Source organism: Aerococcus sp. Group 1 (genome assembly GCF_000193205.1).
Classification (GTDB): Bacteria; Bacillota; Bacilli; order Lactobacillales; family Aerococcaceae; genus Aerococcus; species Aerococcus urinae_A.
The window spans coordinates 2,021,566-2,048,087 of the sequence record NC_015278.1 but is presented as its reverse complement, the minus strand read 5'-3'; the positions used below and the strand labels follow the sequence as shown (position 1 = coordinate 2,048,087).

General features: G+C 46.1%; 22 protein-coding genes. 13 read left to right on the top strand and 9 right to left on the bottom strand.

Annotation, left to right across the window (positions count from 1 at the left end):
• Positions 1-61: 61 nt before the first annotated feature.
• Positions 62-1,996 carry a tRNA uridine-5-carboxymethylaminomethyl(34) synthesis enzyme MnmG gene (gene mnmG, locus HMPREF9243_RS09515; protein ID WP_013668878.1) on the top strand — a complete coding sequence of 645 codons (1,935 nt, stop codon included), beginning with the start codon at positions 62-64 and terminating at the stop codon, positions 1,994-1,996.
• Positions 1,997-2,309: 313 nt separating this feature from the next.
• Here mnmG and HMPREF9243_RS10425 read toward each other — a convergent pair.
• The 5 genes from HMPREF9243_RS10425 to HMPREF9243_RS09485 form a co-directional block, all read right to left on the bottom strand.
• Positions 2,310-3,736 (bottom strand): IS3 family transposase gene (locus HMPREF9243_RS10425; RefSeq protein ID WP_101560582.1). Its coding sequence is split into 2 segments (ribosomal slippage): positions 2,310-3,226 and positions 3,226-3,736, totalling 1,428 coding nucleotides; the frame shifts between segments, so codons are not numbered across the junction.
• Between the two features lie 84 nt (positions 3,737-3,820).
• Complete coding sequence (locus HMPREF9243_RS09500; RefSeq protein ID WP_013669094.1) at positions 3,821-5,329, bottom strand: ABC transporter ATP-binding protein; 1,509 nt, start codon at positions 5,327-5,329, stop codon at positions 3,821-3,823.
• Positions 5,330-5,336: 7 nt separating this feature from the next.
• A complete protein-coding gene (locus tag HMPREF9243_RS09495) occupies positions 5,337-6,116 on the bottom strand; it encodes an ABC transporter permease (protein ID WP_013669950.1) in 780 nt (259 codons plus the stop codon).
• Positions 6,106-7,029, bottom strand: a complete 924-nt coding sequence (locus tag HMPREF9243_RS09490) for an ABC transporter permease (RefSeq protein WP_013668720.1) — start codon at positions 7,027-7,029, stop codon at positions 6,106-6,108. Before HMPREF9243_RS09490 ends, HMPREF9243_RS09495 begins: the two co-directional genes overlap by 11 nt.
• A gap of 44 nt (positions 7,030-7,073) precedes the next feature.
• The gene (locus HMPREF9243_RS09485; protein WP_013669630.1) at positions 7,074-8,585 is read right to left on the bottom strand and encodes an ABC transporter substrate-binding protein; all 1,512 of its coding nucleotides are present in this window, start codon (positions 8,583-8,585) and stop codon (positions 7,074-7,076) included.
• Positions 8,586-8,838: 253 nt separating this feature from the next.
• Between HMPREF9243_RS09485 and HMPREF9243_RS10925 the strand changes: the two genes are divergently transcribed.
• From HMPREF9243_RS10925 to HMPREF9243_RS09465, 5 genes are all read left to right on the top strand, one after another.
• A complete protein-coding gene (locus tag HMPREF9243_RS10925; protein ID WP_269208276.1) occupies positions 8,839-9,225 on the top strand; it encodes a CorA family divalent cation transporter in 387 nt (128 codons plus the stop codon).
• 23 nt (positions 9,226-9,248) lie between these two features.
• Complete coding sequence (locus tag HMPREF9243_RS10920) at positions 9,249-9,755, top strand: magnesium transporter CorA family protein (RefSeq protein ID WP_269208285.1); 507 nt, start codon at positions 9,249-9,251, stop codon at positions 9,753-9,755.
• A 324-nt stretch (positions 9,756-10,079) separates the two neighbouring features.
• Complete coding sequence (locus HMPREF9243_RS09475) at positions 10,080-10,286, top strand: PspC domain-containing protein (RefSeq protein WP_013669191.1); 207 nt, start codon at positions 10,080-10,082, stop codon at positions 10,284-10,286.
• 38 nt (positions 10,287-10,324) lie between these two features.
• Entirely contained in the window at positions 10,325-11,335 is a 1,011-nt protein-coding gene (locus HMPREF9243_RS10080; protein WP_049776783.1) for a transglutaminase domain-containing protein, read from the top strand.
• A gap of 120 nt (positions 11,336-11,455) precedes the next feature.
• Entirely contained in the window at positions 11,456-12,610 is a 1,155-nt protein-coding gene (locus HMPREF9243_RS09465; RefSeq protein WP_041706312.1) for an MFS transporter, read from the top strand.
• An 82-nt stretch (positions 12,611-12,692) separates the two neighbouring features.
• On the opposite strand, the gene lrgB is transcribed toward HMPREF9243_RS09465, so the two are convergent.
• The 4 genes from lrgB to HMPREF9243_RS09445 all read right to left on the bottom strand — a co-directional run bounded on the left by lrgB (position 12,693) and on the right by HMPREF9243_RS09445 (position 16,549).
• A complete protein-coding gene (lrgB, locus tag HMPREF9243_RS09460) occupies positions 12,693-13,376 on the bottom strand; it encodes an antiholin-like protein LrgB (RefSeq protein ID WP_013669843.1) in 684 nt (227 codons plus the stop codon).
• 52 nt (positions 13,377-13,428) lie between these two features.
• Positions 13,429-13,878 (bottom strand): antiholin-like murein hydrolase modulator LrgA, encoded by a 450-nt coding sequence (lrgA, locus tag HMPREF9243_RS09455; protein WP_013669073.1) that lies wholly within the window; start codon positions 13,876-13,878, stop codon positions 13,429-13,431.
• 155 nt (positions 13,879-14,033) lie between these two features.
• Positions 14,034-14,765: a LytTR family DNA-binding domain-containing protein gene (locus tag HMPREF9243_RS09450; protein WP_013670080.1), complete on the bottom strand. Its 732-nt coding sequence runs from the start codon at positions 14,763-14,765 to the stop codon at positions 14,034-14,036.
• Between the two features lie 2 nt (positions 14,766-14,767).
• Complete coding sequence (locus tag HMPREF9243_RS09445) at positions 14,768-16,549, bottom strand: sensor histidine kinase (RefSeq protein ID WP_013668523.1); 1,782 nt, start codon at positions 16,547-16,549, stop codon at positions 14,768-14,770.
• A gap of 197 nt (positions 16,550-16,746) precedes the next feature.
• Here HMPREF9243_RS09445 and rsmG point away from each other — a divergent pair, with 197 nt between their 5' ends.
• From rsmG to HMPREF9243_RS09410, 7 genes are all read left to right on the top strand, one after another.
• Complete coding sequence (rsmG, locus tag HMPREF9243_RS09440) at positions 16,747-17,466, top strand: 16S rRNA (guanine(527)-N(7))-methyltransferase RsmG (protein ID WP_013670093.1); 720 nt, start codon at positions 16,747-16,749, stop codon at positions 17,464-17,466.
• 341 nt (positions 17,467-17,807) lie between these two features.
• Positions 17,808-20,588 (top strand): collagen binding domain-containing protein, encoded by a 2,781-nt coding sequence (locus HMPREF9243_RS09435; protein ID WP_013669805.1) that lies wholly within the window; start codon positions 17,808-17,810, stop codon positions 20,586-20,588.
• Between the two features lie 308 nt (positions 20,589-20,896).
• Positions 20,897-22,528, top strand: a complete 1,632-nt coding sequence (locus HMPREF9243_RS09430) for a peptide ABC transporter substrate-binding protein (RefSeq protein WP_013669029.1) — start codon at positions 20,897-20,899, stop codon at positions 22,526-22,528.
• 53 nt (positions 22,529-22,581) lie between these two features.
• A complete protein-coding gene (pepT, locus tag HMPREF9243_RS09425) occupies positions 22,582-23,802 on the top strand; it encodes a peptidase T (protein ID WP_013668671.1) in 1,221 nt (406 codons plus the stop codon).
• 300 nt (positions 23,803-24,102) lie between these two features.
• Entirely contained in the window at positions 24,103-25,011 is a 909-nt protein-coding gene (locus HMPREF9243_RS09420; protein WP_013669663.1) for an ABC transporter ATP-binding protein, read from the top strand.
• Between the two features lies 1 nt (position 25,012).
• Positions 25,013-25,765 carry an ABC transporter permease gene (locus HMPREF9243_RS09415; protein WP_013669661.1) on the top strand — a complete coding sequence of 251 codons (753 nt, stop codon included), beginning with the start codon at positions 25,013-25,015 and terminating at the stop codon, positions 25,763-25,765.
• The gene (locus HMPREF9243_RS09410) at positions 25,762-26,496 is read left to right on the top strand and encodes an ABC transporter permease (RefSeq protein ID WP_013668658.1); all 735 of its coding nucleotides are present in this window, start codon (positions 25,762-25,764) and stop codon (positions 26,494-26,496) included. The genes HMPREF9243_RS09415 and HMPREF9243_RS09410 overlap by 4 nt, the downstream gene beginning before the upstream one ends.
• Positions 26,497-26,522: the final 26 nt, after the last annotated feature.

The window sequence follows — 26,522 nt, the reverse complement described above, 5'->3', positions numbered from 1 at the left end:
AAATGGATACCACTAGCATAAGAGAAGCAAGAACGACTTGATTTAGGAAGGAAGAGGATGAATGAAGACTTTTGAAGCGGGAAGCTTTGATGTCATTGTGGTTGGTGCTGGACATGCAGGTTGTGAAGCGGCCCTAGCCAGTGCCCGGATGGGAATGGAAACCTTACTGGTCACTATTGATATTAATATGGTGGCCTTTATGCCATGTAACCCCTCGATTGGTGGACCCGCCAAGGGGGTCGTGGTGAGAGAGATTGACGCCTTGGGTGGCGAAATGGGTAAGAATATTGATAAGACCTATATCCAAATGCGGATGCTCAATACCGGGAAGGGGCCGGCTGTTCGCGCTTTGCGGGCCCAAGCCGATAAGGAAGCTTATGCCCGGGAAATGCGCCGGACGGTGGAAAGACAGGAAGGCTTGACCCTCCGCCAAGGAATTGTTGATGACCTGGTGGTAGAAGATGGGGTCTGCCGGGGTGTCATTACTCAAACCGGGGCTCTCTACCGGTCTAAAGCTACCATTTTGACTATGGGGACCAGTGCTCGGGGCGAAATTATTATCGGTGAATTAAAGTATTCCGCCGGGCCTAATAACTCCCAACCCGCTCTCAATTTAACCAAAAATTTAGCCGAAAAATATGGTTTCGATATTACCCGCTTTAAGACAGGAACCCCGCCTCGGGTGGATAAGAAGACCGTCGACTTCTCTAAGATGGAAATCCAACCCGGTAGCGCAGAACCTAACCATTTTTCCTTTATGACTCCTGACGAGAATTATATTCCCGTTTCTGAACAAGTGCCCTGCCATCTCACCTTTACCAATGCCAAAACCCATGAATTGATTCGGGCTAATTTGGACCGGGCGCCTATGTTTACTGGGATTGTAGAAGGAGTCGGGGCGCGCTACTGTCCTTCTATTGAAGACAAGATTGTCCGCTTCGCTGATAAGCCTAAGCATCAACTTTTCTTGGAACCAGAAGGCCGGGATAATGAGGAAATCTACCTGCAAGGCTTGTCTACCTCCCTACCAGAGGATGTCCAAATCGAAATGGTTCATTCCATTACCGGGATGGAAAAGGCCCAAATCATCCGTGATGGTTATGCCATTGAGTATGATGTGGTCCGGCCTAGTCAATTGAAGGCTACCTTTGAAACCAAGGCCATTGAAAACCTCTATACCGCAGGTCAGACCAATGGGACCTCGGGTTATGAAGAAGCTGCCGGTCAAGGACTCTATGCGGGCATCAATGCCGTGTTAAAAATCCAAGGCAAGGAAGCCTTTATCCTCGGTCGGGATGAAGCTTACATTGGTGTCTTAGTGGATGACTTGGTCACCAAGGGGACGACCGAGCCTTACCGTCTACTGACTTCTCGGGCTGAATACCGGCTCCTGCTCCGCCACGACAATGCTGACTGGCGCCTGACGGAGAAAGGCTATGAAATCGGCCTGGTCACTGAAGACCGCTACCAAGCCTTTAAGGCCCACCAAGCTGCGGTCAATGAGGAATTGGACCGCTTGGAACATACACGCTTGAAACCAAGCGATGACCTCCAAGCCTATCTCGAATCGAAAGGATCTTCCCGCTTGAAAGACGGGATTTTGGCCTCTGAACTCTTACGTCGACCAGAACTTTCGATTGACGATATCTTAAAATTTGCCCCTGGCGATAAAGACCTGGGCCATAAAGTCTATGAAGAAGTGGCTGTTGCCATTAAGTATGCTGGTTATATTGAAAAGGCGCAAAAACAAGTCAAGCGCCTACGTAAAATGGAAGGTAAGTTGATACCTGAAGATATTGACTACAGTCAAATCGAAGGCCTTGCTACTGAAGCAAAGGACCGCTTATCAACCATTGAACCCAGGACCCTGGCCCAAGCCAGTCGAGTATCTGGAGTCAATCCCGCTGACGTCTCTATCCTAGCCGTCTACCTAGAGAGTGCGACAGTCACAAAAAAGGACGAAACCACTGGAACTAAAGGGAGAAAGAATTCTTGAAAAGAATGCGTCGACCTTTAGCGAAGTGGACGTTCGTCCTGTGACTGGAGCAGGTTTAAAGAGAGTGCGACAAGCGCAAAAAGAGATTAAGAGACACTGAAATTTTCTAAAAGGACATAAAAATACTCCTCCCAAGGCGTATGGTGACCCCAATAAGTTGGACTTTATATATAGTGAGTTGGCCTTTGGCCAGCTCTTTTTTGTTGCTTACAGTTCTTGCTTATTTCTTGCCGACACATTTACTCAGAAATTTAAACTTGTCAAGAGGAAGAGCGTAGCGGCTCTTGATAAGTTTAAAGTTTATGTGTAATCATTAAGCGGCGAAAGAAGCGTGATGAAGACGAAATTCTATAGGACTCCTAAAATCTAATTTTTCTTTGATTCTTTCACCATTGTAATAGATTATAAAATCTTCAATCGCTTGTGCTAATTCTTCAAAGGAATGATAAGTCCGACCATAGTAGACTTCTTGTTTTAGTAGACTAAAGAAATTCTCCATTGGCGAATTATCTAAGCAATTTCCTTTACGAGACATACTTTGAAAAATTCGGTGATCCTTCAAGAGCCGGGTGTAACTTTTCATTTGATAGGCCCAGCCCTGATCAGAATGAAAGGTTCTTCTGTATGGACATAATTTACTTGCTTCAATGGCAGCTTGTAGCCCCTCCAACATGCTTTGTCCATTAGGCTGATGTGTTATCTTAAAAGAAATAATTTCTCGATTAAATAGATCCATGTAAGGATCTAAATAGAGTTTTCCAGTTTGATAATTCCCAGAATCATCGGCATAGTAGTATTTAAATTCTGTTGTGTCTGTTGTTATTTTTTGATAAGGAATGGTCGAATCAAACCGCCGGTTGATACGATTTGGCGCTATCTCTCCAATCGTTCCTTTGTAGGAATTATATTTTCTTGTCTTTCTAGTATAGCTAGTGACCTGTATCCCCATAATTTTCATTAGGCGTTGAACTTTGTTTTTACTGACCTTATAACCACGGGAAAGCAGTTCAGCTCGCATTCTTCGATAACCATAATCCTTATGGGTTTCTCTGATGTCTTTCATTTCCTCTTTTAAATCGGCATCCTTATCAATTTCCTCATCTTTATTTTTCCAATAAAAGTAGGTCGATTTAGGAAACTTTAAAACGCTAAGAATATCTTTTAAAGCATATTTTTCATCATGGAGACGTGTGATTTCGGTCACTATTTCTTCTTTTCTCGCTTGACTCTTTGAGCCACACGTCTCCTCAATCCTTTTAAAAATTTGTTCTCAATTTCTAAATCCGTAATCCGTTGTTCAAGTTCCTTTATTTTTGCTTCACTTAACTGATTGGTTTCGCTGCTATCCTTTATTTGATTGATTTGTGATTTCTTTTTAGACACTTTAGGTGGCCTTCCTTTCCTCGCGGAAAGGCCATCAAGTCCTCTTTCATGATAAGCTCTTCGCCAATTAGCGATTAGACTTGGATTATTCATGTTTAATGAATTGGCCAATTCGCGATAACTCATTTCCGTACTTTCATACAATTCTATCGCATTTAATTTGAATTCAACAGTATAAACCTGTTGAGTCCGCCTTTTCTTTAAACCATCTACACCAAATTCATAATAGTTATTAACCCACCTTCGTAAAATAGAAGGATCTATTCCTGCTTTATTAGCTAAGGTTCGATAACTTCCTTTTTTCGCAATATAGTCTCCTACTAAATTCAGTTTAAATTCTAATGAATATTTAGACATAAAAATAACCCCCAAAAGTTGAATTCTTAGTCCAACTTTTGGGGGTCACTACAGCGGACTTTAAGCGCCTGGGAGGAGTATTTTTTATTGGGCAATGACTTTGCCGTCTTCAATCTGATAAATACGCTGGCAGAGGATTTTTACCATGGCCAGGTCGTGGGAGATAAAGAGTAAGGTAAAACTTTGCTTGTCTCGTAAGTCTTTCAGTAATTGAACCAATTCTAAGGCAATGTCATAATCTAAGGCGGAAAAGATTTCATCAGCCACAATAACAGGACATTGGGTCAAGAGAATGCGCAGAATGGCGAAACGTTGACTCTGACCGCCGGAGAGTTGGCGGGGGTATTTATCCATAAGGTCCTCGCTGATATGTAGGTGCTGGGCCAGGTGGTTGATCCGCTCGTAGAAAGCTGCTTGTGAGGCATAACGGGCTTTGACCCAAGGAATCTTCTCCAGTTCCCTAAGGTTCACAAGCATTTTATAAGTGGGGTCAAAGGCTTGGTAGGGATTTTGAAAGATCATCTGAATGGCTTGAAAATCACTGAGCTGCTCTGGGGCGAGGGCCTTACCATTCAAGTAGATTGTACCTTGGCTGGGCGGATAGAGCCCAGTGACTAATTTAGCTAGGCTAGATTTTCCCGAACCTGAGGGGCCGACTAAACCGACAAATTCTCCCGGATAGAGTTCAAGATTGACGTCTTGGAGGACCGGGTTGTGGGCCCCGGGATAAGTCAGGCTTAAATGCTCAGTCCGTAAGAGCGGTTGAGCAGCTTGAGGCAGCTGGCTTTGGAAATTTTGGCTGGCTTGCTTGCGGTAGTCCGCACTTTGCACCAGCCGCTTGGTGGTCGGTGCTTTAGGGTGGTTAAAGAGAGCCTTGGTGGTATTACTTTCAATCGTTCTTCCCTGGTCAATAATGACAATATCCGAGCAGAGTTGGCTGACCAGTTCTAAGTTATGACTGATAAAAAGGACAGCGATTTCTTCCTTTTCACTGAGGGCCTTGATCAAGCGAACAAAGCTGACTTGGTTAGCCTGGTCTAGGGCGGTGGTAGGTTCGTCGGCTAAGATTAATTTAGGCTTTTGTAAGAGAGCCATGGCGATGACCACTCGTTGTTTCATTCCCCCAGAAAGTTGGGCAGGTTTGGCGGCTAAAACCTGGTCGGTCTGGCTTAAATTCACTTGTTCTAGCACCTGTTGAAATACTTTAGGATAGTCTGCTTTGGGCACTTCGGCTTGAAATTGCTCCATGATTAGCTCTAACTGAGCGGCAATGGTATAGTGAGGATTGAGACTATCCAAGGCCTCTTGCTGGATGACGGCAATTTCTTGGGGCAGGATTTTTTGGGCTTCCTTTGTGGGTAAGTCGAGTAAGTTCCCTAGCCCTTGATAAATAATTTCCCCACGGATCTCAAGGTCACCTTGGTGAATAAAGTGCATGATTGCCTTGGCAGTGAGGCTTTTACCGGCACCGGAAGGCCCCACTAGGCCTAAGCGTTGTCCGGGGTAGATTTTTAGGGAGAGGTCCTTGACATAGCTTTGGCCCTGGATAGCGACACTTAGTTGGTTGATGGTTAATAGTGGACTTTGTTTCATGATCTACTCACCTTTCCAAGAGGGCTTGACGGTCAAAGAGGGCTTGAAAGAGGACCGCTAAAATAAAGATGGCTAAGGTTGGTGCTAATACCAGTAGTGGTCGTTCAAAGACATAGAGACGGTAGTCGTAGAGTAAGGTGCCCCAGTCAGGTTGGACCAGGTCCGTGCCTAGTCCGATAAAGGCAAGTCCCGCGTAGGATAAGACCATGCCACTCAGGCGGTTAGCTAAATTGGTAAGAATATAAGGCTGTAAGTTTTTACCGAGATGGTCCTTAATCAGGCGAAAATCAGAGAGACCGAGTTTTCTGAGACTAAGGATAAATTCACTGGCCTTTAACTCTTCACTCAGGGCAGCGACTTGGAAGATATAATTTCCCATGGCTCCGATGCCAAGAACAAGGCCGGCGCTGAGTGGGCTGAGGCCGATGAGGGCAGTAATGATTAGGGCCATGATAAAGCTGGGTAAAATCAAAAGTGATTGGGCGACGAGGAGAATGGCCTTCTTTAAGCTGCCACCGTAGTAACCAGCCAGGATACCTAGAGTCGATCCTAAAACTAAAGATAAGGAGCCGCCCACTACAACAACGATGAGGGTACGGATGGTGCCTGCCTGCATGAGGGCTAAGACATCGCGGCCGAGATGGTCCGTTCCTAGCCAGTGGTCGGTAGAGACGGGGGCTAGGACATTGGTCATATCGGTTTGAAAATAATCGGGTGAGGGGATGACTAAGAATAGTCCTATGGCTAGGAGCAGGACGGCACTGACAATTTTCTGCTTAAGCGACATAGGAAGTCTCCTTTCTTAATCGATTCATCAACCAGCGAAAGATTAAACGGATGATAAGCATCCAAATGCCTACCACCATAATATAGGCTTGGATGACTAAGTAGTCCCGCCTTTGCATACTGGTGACCAGGTAATTGGAGATGCCGGCAATGCCAAAGGAGTATTCGACAATAGCGGTCCCGCCAATGACCCAAGACATTTGTGCCAGCGAACTGGCTAAGAGTCCGTAGAGGGCATCTTGCCAAGCGTATTTACCCAAGGCCTGCTTTAAAGGCAGTCCCCGCAATAGGAGGGCTTTAAGATAGCTTTCCTTTTGAGTGGCTTCGAAATGGCGGCAGACAATGCGTGAGAGTGGCCCGATTTGGTAGAAAGCGACCACTATGACGGCAAAGACAATGGCCAAGGGGCTCTCCTCAGTATAGAACTTAAACCAGCGCAGGCGGACACTAGTGATTTGGATAAAAATAATAATTAAAATAAAGCTGGGAATGGCCTGGGAGATTAGGGATAGTGCTCGGCTTACTTTATCCCAGAAGCCATAACCAGGAAGCGATGCTAGGAAGCCTAAGTAGAAGCTTCCTAGCATCGCTAATAAAACCCCGCCTAAGCCGACCATTAAGGAGGCCGGCAGGCGGTTAAAGATTTCTTGACGGATGGGCTGGCTGGAGTAGAAGGAAGTCCCCCAGTCGCCTTGAATAAAGTGACTAATCCACTGGAAATACTGAACCATGAGTGAACGGTCTAAGCCAAATTCTTCATTGATTAAGGCGATATTTTCCGGGCTTTGGGCCAGCTGCTTAGATTCTAAGTACAAGCTTGCTGGGTCGCCTGGAATAAGTCGGGAGATGAAGAAGGCAAAGAGACTCATGATAAAGAGGAAGCCGAGTGCTTGATAGAGCGTTTTTAATTTCATACTGTCCTCCTCTATTGAAGGCTTACGTCTTGGTAATTGTCTGCTTACTTATTGACCCCTAAACTTGGATTAACGATATAATAGTCCCCGCAATAGAGCTGGTAATCGCCGAGATCGGCACCAATGCCAGCATGCCATTCAGGATCGACTAGGCGAAGGATAGGACGGTCGTTAATAATTTTTTCTTGGATGGATTGAGCAATCGCATCGCGTTTAGCGGGGTCGGATTCTTGACCAAGTTGGTCGAGTTCTTGGTCCACTTCTGGGTTGCTATAATCGAAGCGGTTGTTGGACCCGTCGCTTCTAAAGAATTGATTGAGGAAGTAACTCGGTTCTCCAGAAGGGGCGGTGTGTTGGCTGTAGATTAAGAGGTCGTAAGGCGACCCGGTCTTAATGTCTTCCGCATTATCTAAAGCTTCTACCTTGACTTGGATACCTAAAGGCTCGAGTTGAGAAGTCAACATTTGTCCAATGGTTACCAGGTCTTCACGGAAGGAAAGGGTGGCCACCTTAAGTTCTAAGGCTTGGCCATCTTTTTCCCGTTGGCCTTGGTCATTTTTCTTCCAACCTAATTCATCCAATAGGGCCTCTGCCTTAGCGGTGTCTTGTTCGAGAGGGACATCTGCATTGAAGGAATAGATGTCCGCAAATAGTCCGCTTGGTAGCCGTCCGCCTTTGAGGGCCTTGAGGTAGTCATCGCGGTTGAGGGCTAAATCAAGGGCTTGGCGCATTTTAGCCTCTTGGAGGAGTGGCTTTTGGATGTTGACCAAGGCGAAATATTGGTAACCAGCGTCATAGGACTGGGTCTTGTGACCAGATTTGTCTAATTGTTCCTTTAAATTAGGAGAAATGGGAGCGATTAAATCCATCTCTTCGGATTGGAAAGCTGACTTCATGGCCGCTTCATCGTTAAATGCCGTGATGGTTACATTTTTTCTTTGGTCGCTGTCTGGGTAATGGGGGTTGGGTTCCATTTCCACTTTTTCTTCGGACTGCAGGTTTTTCACTTGGTAAGGACCAGAGTAAATGACTTGGTCGCCGTCGCGCTTATAAACCACATTGGTCCATTCCCCTAAGACTGAGTCCATGACTTGGGTAGGGCGTTCGGTTTTGATGGTGAGATGGCTATCATCGTCAGCGGTAAAAGTGATCTTACCGGCTGTAGCATTGGACAAGGGGTTCTTTTCTTGGATTTCGTTAAGGCATTCAGCCAGGGCTGGGGCATCCACCAGGCTCCCATCAGCGAACTTGGCTTCGTTTTTACTGCTAGCTTGCCAGGTATTCGCATCCACATGGTCTAACTGGTCAATATAACGGGAGAATAGATTACCGTCTGGATCTTGTTGGTAGACATATTCAGCTACTCCGTGACTGGCTAGGGACCAACTCGAATTCAAGGGATCGAGGTCCCCGGCGACTAGGCTTTGGCCGACGTGGTAGGTGTCGGTATTATTTTGACCCTGACTTTGCTCAGACGAGCTGCCTTGGCAACCGCTAAGGAAGAGGGTCAGAAAACTGGAACAAAGGATTATGCATCTAAAAAATTGGCGCTTCATATCTTATCCCTTTCTATAATTGTTATGGAGGGCTATTTTCCCTAATGATCTCCATTGTCAAGACGTAAGCCAACTAAATATAGGGAATTCCCTTTTCGATTTTACTATATGTAGCGGGAGAAAACAAGGGAATATGAAAGCACTTTAAAAAGAATGAAAGATTCTTGAATTAGCGATAATAGAAGCTTTCGACTGGGGTCAATGCTACAATAGTAAGGCAGTGAATATAAAAAGTGCGGAAAGAAGTGAGAATATGGCTAAAGTGAAGGAATATGGACCAGCAGACGAACGCTTTACCTGGATTAATTTACCGGTGGATGATTTAGACGACCTCCTCGAGATTGGGAATACTTACGGGATCAGTGAAGAAATGTTGGCCTATGCCAGCGACAAGAATGAACGGGCCCGCTTGGAGTACGATGATGATACCGATACCTTGCTGATTATTTTTAATATTGCTAATAAGAAGAAGGTTAACTATCATTATGAAACCCTGCCGATGACCCTCATCATTCGGAACAATGTCCTCTTAACCTTTGCCCATGAGGATAATGATTATGTTATTCAGTTGATGAAGCATTATATCCACCGCCACTCGGATGAAGGGCTCTATAAGTTTCTTTTCTCTAGTCTTTTTTAATTGTTAAGGAATACTTCCCTTTGGTGGAGGAGATGGACCGGGAGCGCAACCTCTTAACCAAGGAATTACGGACCCGAACCACTCGCAAGAACCTCTTCAACCTGTCAGACTTAGAAACGGGGATTGCCTATTTCCGTACCGGGGCCCGGCAAAATGAAATTCTCTTGGAACAATTCCGCTCACCCTCGCTCTTTAAACGCTTGGATGGGATTGATATTGAGGAGCTGGACGACGCCGTCATTGAAGCCAAGCAGCTCGTGGAAATGACGGAGCTGTCCTGGCAAATTCTCGACCGCCTCTCCGACACCTATAACAACGTCTTGAACAATAACTTGAATGAGACCATGCGGATCTTGACCGTCCTCTCCATCCTTTTAACCGTGCCCACCATTGTGACCGGTTTTTACGGGATGAATATGGATCTGCCCTTTGTCCAAAGCCGCTTTTCCTGGGTCTTCGCCCTAATCATCTCCGCCTTAGGCTGGTGGATCCTGTCCCGAATCTTAAAACGGTTCTTTGATAAGCATTAGAGTGCGAGCTGACGATAAAAAGTGAAACGCTACGCATACTATATCTGTAACTCGCTGACGCTTCGAACAGCTATAGCAACTGGAGCTAAAGGGAGAAAGAGAGTGTGACAAAAGTCAAAAGAGCTCTGAACCACTGGAAGGAAAAGCACCGTGAATCTGAAGCCTTTTTACGGTAGAATAGGGAAAGCTCCTTAATTGAGTGCTTACTCATTAAAAAGTTTAAAAGCTAGGCTCAACTGGCGTTTAGACATGAGAATTGCTGACGTTTAGGGTATAATAAAGGTATCTAAAAGGCAGGAATAGCCAGTGAAAGGAGCTAGAAGGATGGATTTTAATGGAAAACGTTTATATCGTAAAAAGTATGATCGTACCTTTTTAGGGGTATGTGGTGGTTTGGGAGAGTATTTCAATGTGGATCCCGTTATCTTCCGCATCATCTTCGTTGCCCTTTTCTTAGGAGGGTCAGTCGGTTTTTGGCTGTACTTATTGATGGCCTTGATCATTCCTGAAGAGCCTGACTCACAAGAATAAGCCTTACAGTTTTACTAAGTTATAATGGGGTGGTATGTATGAAAAAGAGACAAGTTTTCGGACTGTTTTTCAGCATGCTGCTTTTTTTGTGGGGCTGTGACCATAACCAAGCCCTCAACTGGGTAGAAGACCAGCTGGTTGATCAAGAAGAAGTGACTAATCAAGTCATAGAAGAAAGTGAAACTAAGCCGGTCGAATCGGCTTCTCAAGAAGAGAGTCAGGCAGCTCCTAGTAAGGACCAGCCAGGGAAGACTTCTCAGCAGAAGGGCCGGCCTCAAGCGCCGTCTAAGCAGGAAGTCATCCAGCAATTTAAAGAGGCCCCCCTGGCTGGCCAGGTTAAGGAAGCTAATTATGCCGACCTCCTGCCAATTGTCCAAAGGCAATTAGAGCAGGGGACCTATCAATTTGTGGTTGACGTGACCGCTCCCCAAGCCAGTGGCTCAGCCATCTTTGAGCGTTTGCGCCAAGACTTGTATGGGACTTATTACGGGATTGTCCTGGACTATGCCAATGCCTATTCCTACCAGGCCAGTCCCAGTAAGTTGAAGGTCTTATTGACCTTCCGCTTCCACCATGACGCCGCTGCTGACCAGGCTATCCGTGACTATGCCCGCAACTTTGCCAGTCAGATCCAGGGCAAGAGCGACCATGAAAAGGTTCGTCTCATCCATGATGCCATTATTGACAAGGCCCACTACCACCTAGGTGAGGGCAATGATGTCCAAGGCGTCTCGATTTATTCCCCGGCCTGCATCCTCTCCCAAGGCACTGGGGTTTGCCAGGCTTATGCTGGTCTCTTCCAGATTATGTGTGAAGAGAGTGGGGTCAAGTCACTGGCCCGGACCGGCATTGCCTATCAATACGCCGATAAGAACCAGCCCATCGACCACGCCTGGAACTTGGTCCAAGTCAATGGTCAGTGGCTGGGGGTCGATACGACTTGGGATGATCCCGTGGACCTCAATAATCCCCAAGCCGAGTTTAAACGTTACGATTACTTCTTAGTGGACTTGTCTGACACCCACTTTGCTGACGATAAGATACGTTAGGCGATTATTAGGGACGAGAGAGGGCTTTTCTTGCACGCTCTTGCCCTACTTTTTTGTTAAGATCCTGCATGCGGGCGGCAGGATTTTTTATTGGAAAAGATTGAGAAAGGTTGTGAATTGATGAAAACAGATACAGAACAGCAAGGCTTGCCCTGGCTGCCCTTGATGGTGATGCTGGGCCTAGTTTTATTAGCTATTATTTCGGAATTATTACCTTCCGGCCTCTTAGTGCAAATGGGGGATGACCTGGGAGTTGATTATGGGACGGTGTCTTACTTGGTGGGAGGCTATGCCTTACCCGCTGGGCTCTTAGCGATTCCGATGACCCAGGTGGTGACCAAGTTCAACCGCCGGCCCCTCTTACTCGTGTTAACCTGCGGCTTTGCCTTGTCGAACTTCCTGGTTTTCTTGGCCCCTAACTTCCCCTTGGCCTTTATGGGACGTTTGATCGGTGGGGCCAGTGCCGGGACATTTTGGTCCATGTTGGGCCCTTATGCTATGGACATGGTGTCCAGTGAAAACCGCGGTAAGGCCGGGACCATTGCTCTGGCGGGGTCACCGATTGGGATTTCGCTTGGATTGCCCCTGTGGACGCGTTTAGGTCAAATCGCTGGCTGGCGGATCGCCTTTTTAGCTACTGCACTAGCCTTTCTTGTCTTAGGCTTATTGGCTTGGCGGCTTCTTCCCTCGATTCCGGGACAAGCAAGTGACAGCCGGGTCAAACCGACTGATGTCTTGAAGAAACCGGGTTTCCGAGTAGCTATCTTAGTAGTCTTCTTGATGGTGATGGCTGAATATAGTGTCTATGTCTATATTCAATTGATTAGTGAACGCTTGGGGCTAGCCCTGCAAAGTTCTCAAATCTTCTTTGGGGTCGGTGCCCTCCTAGCGGTTTGGATTGTCGCCCGCTTTATTGACAGTCACTTGAAGCATTTAATGCAAGGGGCCCTCTTAGCGGGAGCGCTTGCCATGTTTGTCTTCCTGGCTCTTTCTGGCCATCCGCTTTTAGGCTTAGGGGCGATGGTGCTTTGGGGGATGAGCTTTGGCCCGATTTCCTCGCTCTTACAGAATTCGGTGATTCGCCAAGTGGACAAGGGCCATGACGTGGCCATGTCGATTCAAACCACGGTCTTTGACCTCTCCATTATGGGGGCCAGTGTCATGGGGGCTTCCTTCTACCAAGGTTTAGGTCTAGGTGCTAACCTGCTTGTGGCTATGATCCTCTTCTTGGGAGCTGCCCTGGTGGTGACGGTCTTTAGACAATATTATGAATAACGACTCATTGTAGACATGAAAAAATCACTCTAGAGCACATTCTAGAGTGATTTTTTGAAGGGTGCGTATTTTAAAGTAGGGATTAGATACCAAAGAGTGGTGCGATCATGGGGACAACGAAGACGGTCAAGACACTGACTACGACCATGGCAACGGAAGCCATCGCGCCTTCGGTTTCACCCATTTCTAAACCAACGGCTGCTCCGATGGTGTGTCCGGCTGTCCCTAAGGCGAGACCACGGGCAACAGGATCTTCGATATGGAGCCATTCGAGTAGGCCTTTACCGACTGCAGAAACGATCACGGCGTTAAAGATCACGGCTGCTGCAGTGATGGAGGAGATACCGCCTAAGGATTCTGCGATCGGTAGGGCGATAGCGGTGGTGGCTGGTTGAGGTAAGAGGGCGGCAATAATAGAGTTATCCATATGGATTAACTTAGCCATGATACCCAGAGATACCAAGGAAAGGGCCATGCCGCCGACAAGCATGATAGCGATTTGTTTCCAATATTTAACGAGTAGTTTTCTTTGCTTATAGAGTGGGATGGCAAAGGCGATGGTGGCTGGTTCAAGGAAGAACATGATCACCTTTCCACCGGGTTGATAAGCTTCATAAGGAATTCCGGTGACGACTAAGAAACCGATTCCTAAAATCATAGCGACAAAGAGTGGGGTGAAGAGGAAGAAATGGTTAAAACGGTTGTATAACCAAGTCCCAATCCCAAAGGCAACAAATGAAATAACAATTCCTAAATAAGCTGACATGTGATGAACGCTCCTTCTTCTCTTGACTGCTTACTGATCGAACAACTGCGCCCTAGTGGCTGACATTGTTACTGTATGAGTAAGAACTTTCGCTGCTTTCTTGTGAGCTGGATACTTTCTTACGTACCCATTCAATGCCTTCACCGATGTAACCGATGAATACCATAGCCATGATGGTCCAGAAGATGACCAAGAAAACAATTTGTACGCCGGATGTGGCCATGATCCCAAGAGAATTCATTAAGGAAATTCCGGAGGGGACGAAGAGGAAGGAAAGAATCGAAATCAATTTTTGTGATAAGCTTTCCACTTGTTCCAGTTTGACAATGCCTAAGCAGAGACTGGCGAAAAGTAAGATTAGACCAATCACTGAAGCTGGCATGGGGATGGGGGATAGTTTAGAGAGATAGCCTGAAATCAGCATAATCACTGCGAAGATCCCCGCTTGAGTTAGAAAGTTCGCTTGTTTAACCTCTTGTTTTTCTGTTTGTTTCTTTTCCATTATGAATCGCTCCCTTTGTTTGTTATTTTTTAACTCTTCATTTATCTGACAATCATAGTTTAGCCTAATAACAAGGATGGAAGCGGTTTTATTCATAAGATGCTAGGATTGGAACATAACTTACATGGCCCTGGACATTAAATACAGGGCCTCATTTATTCGATGGGCAGGCGGTCTTTGAAATCTTTGAGATAGGACCTAGAAACAGGCACCTTACTGCCGTTTCTCAAGGTGACTTGGTAGGTCTGGTTGAACCAGGGTTGGATTTCTTGGATCTGGTCGATATTAATTAGGTAGGAGCGGTGGGTTCTTAAAAAGAGGTCCTTGGGTAATTTCTTCTCAATGGCACTCAAACTCCCCGCCATTTCATAGGTCTTGTCATAGCTTTCGATACTGAGGGTGTGACCTTGGACCGAAACCAGGAAGATTTCTTCTGGACGAAGGAGGTAGACCCGGTCATTACTTTGGATAGGGATAGCCTCATGGCGCTTACTTTCTTGGTCTTGGTCGACTTGGCCACTGGCCCGCTCCAGGCTTTGGTAGTATTTGTCGATTGCCGCATGGATCTTAGACTCTTCAAAGGGTTTTAAGATATAGTCATTGGCATTGGCTTCAAAGGCCTCTAGGGCGTATTGGTCATAGGCGGTGGCAAAGATGAGATAGGGTGGGTTGTGGACGGCCTTGAGTTTCTTTGCCAGGTCAAAGCCGGTTTCGCCCTCGAGGTGGATGTCTAGAAAGAGAATATCAGGTTTCTCATCCAACATCATGGTGATGGCTTGGTCAATGCTGTCGGCGGTTTTCACCTGGCTAACCTGGTCGTGTTCCTTGACCAAGTAAGCCAGCTCTTGGCGCGCCATTTGTTCGTCATCAACAATCAAAACTTTCATCTTTAGTCCTCCTTGTTAGCTAATTCTAAGGGAAATGTCAGGGTAAAGCGAGCGCCACCAGTTGGGCGGTTGGCGGCTTGAAAGCTGCCCTTGTCGCCATAAAGGTTCTCAATCCGCCTTGCTAGGTTTTCTAAAGCTGTCCCAGTTCCTTCCTTGGATTCAACACTTTCCTTACCCAGGCGTTGGAGTTGGCCTTCCTCAATTCCTACACCATTATCTGCAACTACAATTTCCAGCTGGTCGTCCAGCTTCTTGATCTCAATCACCACAGTGTTATTGTCCTTCTTATCGGGAAAGGCGTGGCGGATAGCATTTTCCACCAGGACTTGGATACAGAGGGGCGGCAGGAGGTATTGGTTAAGGGCCTCGGGCATGTCGAGTTCAATGTGGTAGCGGTCAGGGAAACGGGCGTCATTCAAGGACAGGTAGGCATAGAGGTGTTCCAATTCCTTTTCCGCTGGGATCTTGGTTTGCCGGCTGGCTTGCAAGTTGTGGCGGAAATAAGTGGTCAATTGGAGCAGTAACTGCCGAGCCCGGTCATGGTCAAAGCGCATAACCGCCAGGATTGTATTAATGGTATTAAAGAAAAAGTGGGGGTTGACTTGGGCTTGTAAGGACTTAATCTCAGCATCTTGGAGCAACTTACTTTGTAGTTGGGCTTCCCCAAGTTCCAGCTGCATGGAAAAAATTGCCCCTAGGCCCCGGGCGAGTTGTTCTTCCACATAGGAGAGCTGGCTGGGGTTAGTGAAGTAGAGCTTCATGGAACCGAGGACTTGCTGGTTAGACTTCAAGGGCACCACAATGGCCGCTTCTAGGGGACAATCAGGGTGGGTACAGCCAATTTCGCTCTTACTGTGGGCAATCCGCATCTGCCCCGACTCAATAACCTCCCGGGAGAGTTCAGTAATCACATCGTGGCTGGGAAAGTGATGGTCGATCCCGGCCCCGACATGGGCTAAGATCTTACTTTGGTTGGTCAAAGAGACGGCTGAAACCTTGGTGGAGGCCTTGATCATGGTCGCCAGTTCTTGGGCTTTTTCGCCTTTGAGTCCTTCCAGACCCGACCGCAAGTAGGGGAGGGTCTGCATGGTCAGGGCGAGGACGTCGTGGGTTTGGACAGCCCGGGCCTGTTCTTCCTGGATCAGGGTATTAACAATGGTTGAGAGGAAGATAAAGGTTCCGACACTATTTAAGAGAATCATGGGTAGGGCGATTAATTGGACCAGGGGCCAACCTTCCCGGGAGAAGATCCCGATAAAGAGGAGTTGAATGCATTCTAAGCCCACTGCCACCAGGGACCCTTTGATGGGCTTGATAAAGGGGGCGTAGGCATTACTGGAGGAAGATTTCTTGCCCGCGTAACCGGCCAGAAAACCAATCAGGGGCGAAGACAGCATATAAAAGGCGTTGGACCCATTCCCTTGGAAGAAACGATGAACCCCAGCGATCAGACCAACCGCACTCCCCACCCAGGGGCCACCGACAAATCCTGACACGCCAATGGCTAGGGACCGGGTGTTGGCAATAGAGGTATTGGGGGAGATCTGGGTTAGTAAGCCCGAATACTTGAGGCCTTCTGAAGTAATTTGAATCCCGACTAAGTTGGAGAGAATGGCAAAAAAGCCAAACAAAATAATCAAAGACAACATCCGCTTGGGCGAATTTCTTTGTACCAGTAATTTCTTGAAATACGAGAAGTGAACTAAGAGGACGGCTAAGAGAACAATCAAACCGACCCTTTCCATCATTAGGATAAAAAGTTCACCCAGATAAGTCAGTCCCATGTTAAGGGCTCCTTTCCACGTGCAATTTTACTTTACTCATATAGCTTAGCAGATGAGGAGAGGCTGAGCGCAAGTTTTTTCTTTTAGGAGGGTAAGTTATCTTAGTTTGAAGAACAAAAATGACTCGTTGGCGATGATTTCTAGACCGAGCTTGCCTATGCTATAATGAATGGGATAAAGTCAAAGGAGGATTTGACATGAACCCAGAAGAATTTAAGGCAGCCCTGGTTGAGCAGGGGATTGACCTGACCGATTTACAAATGCAACAATTTGAGAGCTACTACCAACTGCTAGTTTCCTGGAATGAAAAGATTAACCTCACCGCCATTACCGACCGCGATGAAGTGTATTTGAAACACTTTTATGATTCCCTGACCCTGGCCTTTAGCTTGGAGACCGATTTGACGGGTAAAAAGCTGGTTGACGTGGGATCGGGAGCAGGTTTTCCTAGCATCCCGCTCAAGATTGCCTTCCCTCAATTACAGGTCAGCATTGTTGACAGCTTGAACAAGCGGATCAAATTTATTGAAACTGTGACGGAAGAACTGGGACTAGCAGGCGTTTCAGCCTACCATGACCGGGCGGAAGATTTTGGTCAAAATAAGGCCTTCCGCGGGCAATTTGACCTAGCCACCGCCCGGGCAGTCGCACGTTTGAGCGTTTTAAGCGAGTATTGCCTGCCCCTAGTGAAAAAAGGCGGACTTTTTGTGGCCATGAAGGCAGCCAAGGCGGATGAAGAAATCGCTGATGCTAAGAAGGCCATTGCGACTTTAGGGGGCAAGTTTAGCCAAGACTTGGCCTTAGAACTCCCTGGTCAAGCCGGCGAACGCCATCTCCTAGTCATTGAAAAGCGTAAAGAAACTCCTAATAAATACCCCCGTAAGGCCGGTTTGCCCAATAAGAAACCCATCCAATAGAAGAAAAGTGTCCAGAGCAAATTTTAATAGAAGCTTTCTTATCTACCTGCTAAGACTTATTGAATGACTTAAGTCTTAGCAGATTTTTTGTGTTTACGAACAATAATTAATAATAAATAAACTTATTTAAAACGTTTTCAATTTTAAATAGTTTTTATTTAGTTAACGTGCTAAAATAAATGTGAAAAAACAGAAATGATTGGAATCATGATGCCTTTTCCTAAGTCAAAAGCGGGAAAGCTTGGGCAAGAATGGTTAGTAATATCCTGGTTTTATTAACCCTTATCTTTTTGCTTAAGACCTTTTGATTGCTTTAAAAATGGATTAAGGAGGGTTGAAAAATGAAGAAGGGATTTACTGCTTTATTATTGGCAATAGCAATGTTAATTTTCAGTTTCATGCCGACCCGAGTAGAGGCTAAGGAGCTGGGACCTCCCATTGCTAATCAGGAAGTTATGGCAATAAATGAGGTAAATAGTCAGGACAAGGTCACTCCAAGTCCTGAAACTCACAAAGAAGTAAATTCAATTAGCGAGAAGGACACGACGAGTCAAGTTGCTGGTCAAAAGAAAGAAGGAGGCGACCAAAAGCCAGCGACTCTAAAGGAAAATACAAGTTCAATCAAAGCGACTGGAGCAGAAAGCCATTCTCCTAAGGCCACCCAGGCTAGTGGGGATAAAGACCAAGCTTCAAAGCCGGTGGAAGAGCCAGCTGACCCAGAAGTCAGGGCTGAAAAGTCAGGAGAAGACTTGCTGGACCAGGCTGTGGATGTGGCAGAAAGAAGCCTGTCTAAGCACCATGACAATATCATTAAAAGGGTAAGAGTAACTAAGGGCAATGGTCAGAACTTGGATAGCGTCCGCCAATGGATGACGGTTAAGGTCAATATGGACTTTGAGCTACCGGATAACACCATTAAATCTGGTGATATCACCACGATCCAGCTGCCTCAAGGCCTGGTCTTTAAAGAAACCCCTAGTCGTTTTGGGGTCAAGGATTCTACTGGAGCAGTCGTTGCTAGAGCTTCGGTTAATCCTCAATACAAAACCATTACCCTATCCTACACGGACTATGTCGAAAAGCATTCCGGCATCCAGGGTACTTTATTTTTCTCCACCCGGGTGGACCATGTCAAGGAGAAGAAAGCCAGAAAGATTCCTTTGAATTTTCAAGTCGGGAATCAGCTGATCTTGGCGGGAAAAATCCGCTGGCAAGGGGCTATAAAACCCCACTATTATCCCTTACAAAAAGATTCCTGGAAAAGCTGGCAAGGGGATAATATCATCCAGTACCGTATCTCTGTCAATCGCAAGGGACAAGACATTTATAATGGGCTTATTTCAGATGCTCTGAAAAGTGAAAAAGTTGACTACCTCAAGGACACTTTGCGTGTCTATAAGGGCAAGTGGCGCTGGAACGATAAGAAGAGTGATTTTGATTTTGACCATGGTGTCAATGTGACTTCGCAAGTGGACATTATTTGGGGAGAAAATGGTCAAAATTTCAAGATTCACTTTGGACACTTAAGCGCTGAAGAAGGATTAATGATTACCTACCGGGCTCGCATTGGCTACCAAGCCCTTGATGGCGAAGTCATTAACAATTACGTGCGACTGACCGGTGATGGGATTTCAAATGAAGAAGGCCTCAGTCGTTATCGCTATCTTTCTGCTGGTGGGAAGGCCCAAGGCTATCTTTATCAGCTTAAGATTCGTAAGTTAGATAAGACCGACTCAAATAAAGCTTTAGCAGGCGCTAAATTTAAGCTGATTCGCAACCGTACTGGAGCCCTTATTGGTGAGTACGAAACCAATCAAGCGGGGGAAATAGTAATTAAGAACCTGCTAAGAGATGACTACACCCTGACGGAAAGCCAAGCACCGGCGGGTTATCAATTGGATCCAAGTCCCATAACCATTGGGGCGGAAGACTTCGACAAGAATAACAAGTTGGCCATTAAATCCATTAGCAATCAAAAAGTGGAAGAAAAAATCGCTATCCCAGTCACCAAGCTTTGGAAGGGCAAGGCCTTAAAAGAGGTCAGCGTTTTCTTAATAGCAGATGGTAAAAAGATTCAAGAAGTCAAACTTTCACAAGAAAACGACTGGAAGCATAGCTTTGATAATCTGGCTAAATTCAAGTCAGACGGCAGTCGCATTGATTATAGGGTGGAAGAGGCAGCCTTAGATGGTTATCGCACGGAAATCAAGCAAAAGGATGCTAACGATGTCAGTCAAGGTGTTGAAATTATTAATGTAGAAAGCCCCTCCTGGACCCTAATGACGCCACCAAGCCGAGAGATCAAAGTGACGAAGACTTGGTTAAACGCCCAAGGGGAGGCCGTAACCGCGCCAGCTGCTAAGATTGAAGTCGAACTCTACCGCGACGGTCAAGCCACCGGCAAGACCTTGGCGCTGTCGAAAGAAAATCACTGGAGCGGTTCATTTAAGAATTTACCAGTTTATGAATCGATAGAAAATCCCAAAAATTACGACTACAGTATTCAAGAGGTTGGCGGAGACCAGGGTGCGATCCAAGTCGCTGGCAAGTGGTTCAAGGTGACCTACCAAGGGGCGATGAAGGATGGCTTCCAAATTCTTAACCAAGCCTATCCTCCAGAGGAACCCCAAACCCCACCAGATAAACCCAAGAAGCCGGAGACGCCACCTGTGACCCCACCGGATGAACCCAAGAAGCCGGAGACGCCACCCGTGACCCCACCAGATGAACCCAAGAAGCCGGAGACGCCACCTGTGACGCCGCCGGATAAACCCAAGAAGCCGGAAACGCCACCTGTGACGCCGCCGGATAAACCCAAGAAGCCGGAGACGCCACCCGTGACGCCGCCGGATGAACCCAAGAAGCCGGAGACGCCACCTGTAACGCCGCCGGACCAACCTAAGAGACCAGAATCTCCAGCGAAAGTATCCCGGCCTGGCGTAAATCCATCCACGCCAACTGAAAAATCCCTAGCCCCTCAAAAACAAGTTCATAAAAAAGCGGAATTACCGCCTACTGGCTTTGACAATAAGACTAAGGATTGGCTGGCTTTGGGAATCGGAGCAGTCTTTGTTGGTTGTCTCTTTGCTTGGCTAGGAAAGCATAATAAATCCCGGCGCTAAGGCTTAGTCATGGCTTAAATTTTAAAAAATGGTAAGAAAAGAATAATCGCCAAGATAGGTCTTGGTATTTCATAGAATCACTCCTAAAAGTGCTTAGGCTTGTGTTATTGACACGGGCCATAGGCACTTTTTCTCTGTTTTTAAAAACCAGAGTAGACTGATAAAGGGAGGCCTTATCATTTTTTTTAAATACTTAACTGCGATCAAGAAAATCGATTAATAGAAATCGGATTTATAGTGATTAAATAGTTTGACAATTTGTTATAATAGGAATAATTTTGAAAAATTTTAATCTGAGGAGGAATTACATGAAATGGAGAAAGCTCCAGCAGTTATTGCTGGCCTTAGTCGTAAGCCTAGTCTTAGTAGGCTGTTCGGGAGGGGCTTCTAAGGAAGAACGCCCGATTAAAATGGGGGTAAAGACCGAATTATCGACCTTAGACACCCTCATTGTTGGTGATATTGAAAGCTTTTCTGTCTTGGGGAATACGGTGGAAGGCCTTTATCGTTTGGATGCCGATAACCAACCCCAGCCTGCCATAGCAGAAAAGACCGATGTTTCTGAAGATGGTAAGACCTATACCTTCCACTTGCGGGATGCCAAGTGGTCCAATGGGGAAGCGGTGACCGCCCATGACTTTGTCTACGCCTGGCAAACCGCAGTCAACCCAGACAAGGCGGCCCGTTACGCTTATATGTTCGCTAACATTGTGAATGGTGAAGCGGCAGCTAAGGGCCAAGTACCGGTAGAAGAATTAGGGGTCAAAGCCATCGATGATAAGACGTTTGAAGTCAAATTGAATCACCCTGTTTCTTATTTCCTCAGTGTAGTGGCTTTCGCGCCTTTCTACCCTCAAAACCAAGCCTTTGTGGAAGAACACGGGGAAGCCTACGGGACTTCCAGTGACAAGATGCTCTATAACGGGCCCTTCACTGTGGAAAACTGGGACGGTAGCAATCAAACCTGGCAATTAGTCAAGAATGAGAACTATTGGGACAAGGATAATGTCAAGCCACAGAAGGTAGACTTCCAAGTGATTAAAGAAGTACCAACTGCCCTTAGTCTCTTTGAAAACGGCGAGGTGGATGACGTTCTAATTACCGGAGAAGCTGCCAAGCAATTACAGGGGTCCGATAACTTTGTGGTTGAGCCCCAAGCGGCCACCAATATGGTCCACATGAATTACACCAAGAGGCCTGAATTTAAGAATAAGAACTTGAGAAAGGCCTTATCTTTGGTGATAGACCGCGACCAATTAGCCAATGGAGTCTTGGCCGATGGTGCCGTGCCAGCGGAAAACTTTGTCCCTCATGACTTTGTCAAACATCCAAATACCGGTAACGACTTCGCTGATGATGCCGGTAATGTTGACAAAGCCTTACGCTATGATGTTGAATCCGCCAAGCAGGCTTTGGAAGAAGCTAAGAAAGAATTAGGTCAAGACCAATTCCATTTTGAAATCTTAGCTTATGATGATCCGCAAATGAAGCTAGTGGCCCAATACTTACAAGGCCAATGGCAAAATGAACTCGAGGGAGTTACGGTAGATATCCGCACCATGCCAAAACAAACCGCCCTAGCAGAAGCAGGCAAGAAGAATTTTGACCTCTTCTTATCGGGTTGGGCAGCGATTTTACCTGATGCTATCAACCTCTTAGATATCTTAAATACGAAGACCACAGCCAATTTTGGGGATTACAATAATCCTAAAGTTAATGAACTCCTTGACCTAGCGGAAGGTGACCATGCGACCGATGTGGACCAACGCTGGCAAGATATGATTGAAGCACAAAATACCATGGTTGATGATTATGGCTTCTTAGTGCTTTACCATCCTTATGAAGGTCACTTACGTAATCCAAACCTGAAGGGCTTCGTTTACCACTCAGTAGGGGCCAAGTATGATTTCCGTCAAGCAGAATTGGTGGATGCTAACTAGTTCCACTGGACCGCTCGATTCCTAGTCATTAAGCCAGAGAAAGGATTGATACCATGGCTGAAAGTTTAACCGATCGTTTTATCCGTTATGCTAAGGTCAATACCCGGTCTGATATGTATAGTGAGACCTTCCCCAGCACCCAAAGCCAGCTGGATTTCTTAGAAGTCATTGCTGGAGAAATGGAAGAATTGGGCCTGAGCCAGGTCGACTTTGACCGCCAGCGGGCCTGTGTGACGGCTACCCTGCCGGCAACGACAGAAGCGGATTTACCCGTGATTGGCTTTGTTGCCCATGTCGACACGGCTGACTTTAATGCGGAGAATATCCAACCCCAAGTCCATGAAGACTATGACGGCCAGGACCTGGTATTAAATGAAGCTGAGGGGATTGTCATGGAAGTGGCGGAATTTCCCTTCCTCAAAGACTATGTCGGTCAAACTCTGATCACTAGTGATGGGACCACCCTGCTCGGTGCCGATGACAAGGCCGGCATGGTGGGAATTATTGGGGCCATGGAATACCTCCTGGCCCACCCAGAAATTGAACATGGGAAGGTGAGGATTGCCTTTGTGGTCGATGAAGAGATCGGTCTCCTAGGGGCCTACCGCTTTGACGTGGAAGGTTTTGGGGCTGACTTTGCCTATACTCCTGATTCTGGCCGGGTCGGAAAGATTGAAGGAGAGACCTTCAATGCGGCCCAGGTGGAAGTTTGGATTGAAGGTAAGAGTGTCCATCCCGGGTCTTCTAAGGGCAATGCCATCAACCCCTTGCACTTGGGGGCGCAAATTGTCAATGACTTACCCAAAGACCAAGTGCCGGAAAAGACTGATGGCTATGAGGGTTACTTTATGCTAACTCAACAAAACGGGGACTTAGGCCAAGTTCACCAAGTCTTCATTATCCGTGACCACGACGAGGCCAAGTTCCAAGAACGTAAGGAAATCTTTGCCCAAGTGGTGGATAAGATCAATAGTCAGTACAAACGGCCGCGGATCCGCTATGAAATTTCTGACCAGTACAAGAATATTAAAGAAGTCCTCGACCACCACCCCTATGTCATGGAGCGGGCCCTGAAAGCCTACCGGGATTGTGGGATTGAGCCAGATATCCAACCCTTCCGCGGGGGCATGGATGGCTGTGTCTTTAACTTCAAAGGTCTCCCGACCGCGAATATTTTTACCGGTGGGGAAAACCTCCACGGCCAATACGAATTCGTCAGTGCCCAAGGCCTCCAAGCCCTCCAGGATGTCATCGTGGCCATTATTAAAGGCTAAGACAATGACTGAAATCAAAATCATGTCGATAAACAATGTCATATCAGTGATGGTATGGCATTTTTTCTTTGCCTTGAAGTTAAAGAAAGGCTCTTCTCTGGGGCCATGGGGTTAGATATAAGCACAGCTAAGCGTAGTCAGGCCTTGAGTTAATAAACATCAATTAAGCTTACAAAACTGTAAGCTTACCCCTTTGATTTGTAAGTTTAGGTAAAGGCTGGTCCACTTGCTTCAACCTATAATTAGATATGATCTAAAAAGTATATTGCAAAAAGTTTTACTGATAGGAAGAGGCATGACATGACCAATATCATTGAACTTAAAAATTTGAAGAAGGACTTTAATGGCCACCATTCGGTTGACTTGGATCGTCTTACCGTGAGAAAAGGAGAAATCTATGGTTTCTTGGGACCTAACGGGGCCGGAAAAACCACCACCATGAAGATGATTCTATCCTTAATCCCACCCTCATCGGGTCAGATTGAAGTCGGCGGTCAATCCATTTTAGAAAATAGGGATTATTTAAATGACATCGGCTCAATGATTGAAGAGCCTTCCTACTATCCCAATTTAACCGGATATGAAAATCTCCTAGTCTTTCAAAAAATGCTAGGTTTCGATAAGCGGAATATTTGGAAAACCCTTGAATTAGTCGGTTTAGCTGAAGAGAAGAATCAGAAAAAACTGGCCAAAGACTATTCTTTAGGAATGAAACAGCGCTTAGCCCTTGCCTTTGCCTTAGTTAAGCAACCCAAAATCTTACTTCTTGACGAACCGACCAACGGCTTAGATCCTAGCGGTATCCACGAGGTCAGAGAATTGATTATTAATCTAGCCAAAACTCAGGGCTTGACCGTCTTTATTTCCAGTCATATTTTATCGGAAATTGAACAGATGGCTGATCGGGTGGGCATCATTAACCAGGGGCGACTGGTCTATGAAGGCGAAATTGACCAAATCAAGGCCAATCATTGGATTGAGTTTCGCGGAGAATTTGAATGCCAGGCCTTAGAGCGCTTGTTAAGTCAATACTATGGGCCCAATGACTTCGAAGTGGCGGACCATCTCTTGAAAATAAAGACAACGACTGATGACAAAGTCGCCATGGTCGCTAAAGCCTTGGTTGAGACGGGTTTCCCGCTTTTTAGAATCGAGTCCAAACAGGAAAGTTTGGAAGATATTTTTCTACAGTTAACCAAGGAGGTATAGGATGGTGAAAGCTTTACAAATCGAACTTTTAAAGAGTCGCCGAACCCGGTCATTTTCGATCGCAGTCATCCTGATGCTAATAGCCTTGCTATGGAATCTAGTTAGTTTAGGTAGTGAGTTTTCCAGCCGCCAACTAGATGCGGTAGGGGTCTTGTTTAACAATCAAACCGTTAACAGCCTCTTACTCCCCATAGCCATTAGTATTTTTACCAGTCGAATTGTTAACAATGAAAGAATGGGGCAGACCTTTAAACTGCAAAATGCCAATGGCAGAAGCACACTGAAGATTTTTGATAGTAAATTGCTCCTCACGGCCTTATTTTTCCTGCTGATTGCAATCGTCCAAACCGGGCTTGTGACTCTATATGCCTATAGCCATGGGGCCTATGTTCCTCTATCAATCAGTCTCCTGCAAGTGACTGGACAATTTCTGGCCAGTTTCAGCTTGATCACTCTTTATTTATTCCTGGCGCTGGTGATCGAAAAACAAGGGCTTTTGTTATCCTTAGGTTTTATGGGTGGCTTTTTTGGACTGGTTTTAGCCTCAAAAACCTCAGCGCTTTGGAGTTTTATCCTGCCTTTTTTAGGGGCAGGCTACTTAGCCCCCTATAAATTTAACCTGATTGATGGTAGTTCTTACAACTATGTTTTGGATGGGTGTCTGGGATTACGCTTACTGCTTTATTTGCTTTACCTAGCTATCATAGCGATTGTCGTCCGGGCTATGATTGCCAGAAAGAGGACCTTAGCATGAGAGACTATCTAGCACAAGAATGGTATAAATTGAGAAAAGTCCAATTATTCTGTATCGGCTTGGTCTTTCTGGCCATAGCCAGCTTTATTGGTTTGGGGATCTATTTTGCCAACCAGTCCGTTTTTACTGAAGGTACCCAATATCAAGTCATGTGGGGCCAGCTGACTTTTTATTACAGCCAGGTTTTATCGGCGCCCATGTTGGCTATATTTATGGCGATGAGCTTAAATCAAGAATTTGAAAGAAAAAATATCGAAATGCTTCGAGCCAATGCCGTATCGATTTGGAAGCTGCTTTTTAGTAAACTGATAGCAGTTCTTGGAATCGTCGTTCTCGTCCAGGTCATGCTTTTCTTAGTTTATCTTGGAGGCGTGTTGGCTGCAGACCTGGCTTTATCGCTGGATGTCTTGGTCAATTTAAAGTGGCTTGCCCTGTCAGTGTTGGCCTCGGCAAGCATTCTTTCTATTCAGAGTTATCTCTTTTCTAAAAGCAGAAATTTTAGCCAGTCAGTGGGCCTTTCTGCCCTAGGTGCTATGGGTGGCTTTGTCTTGCTCTTCATCAATGAAAACTTGGTGCCGTTCTATCCTTACTCTCAAGTCATGGTGGCCTTACGCAGTCGATCGCTTGAAGACTTTAGCTTGGCTGAACTGGTTTTATTCCTTTTAGTCAATGTGGGGGTTACGGGCCTATTCTACCAATTATCTTGTCAAGAATTAGCTAAAACAAAATAAGGGTAGATCCTTTGATGGGCTTTAGA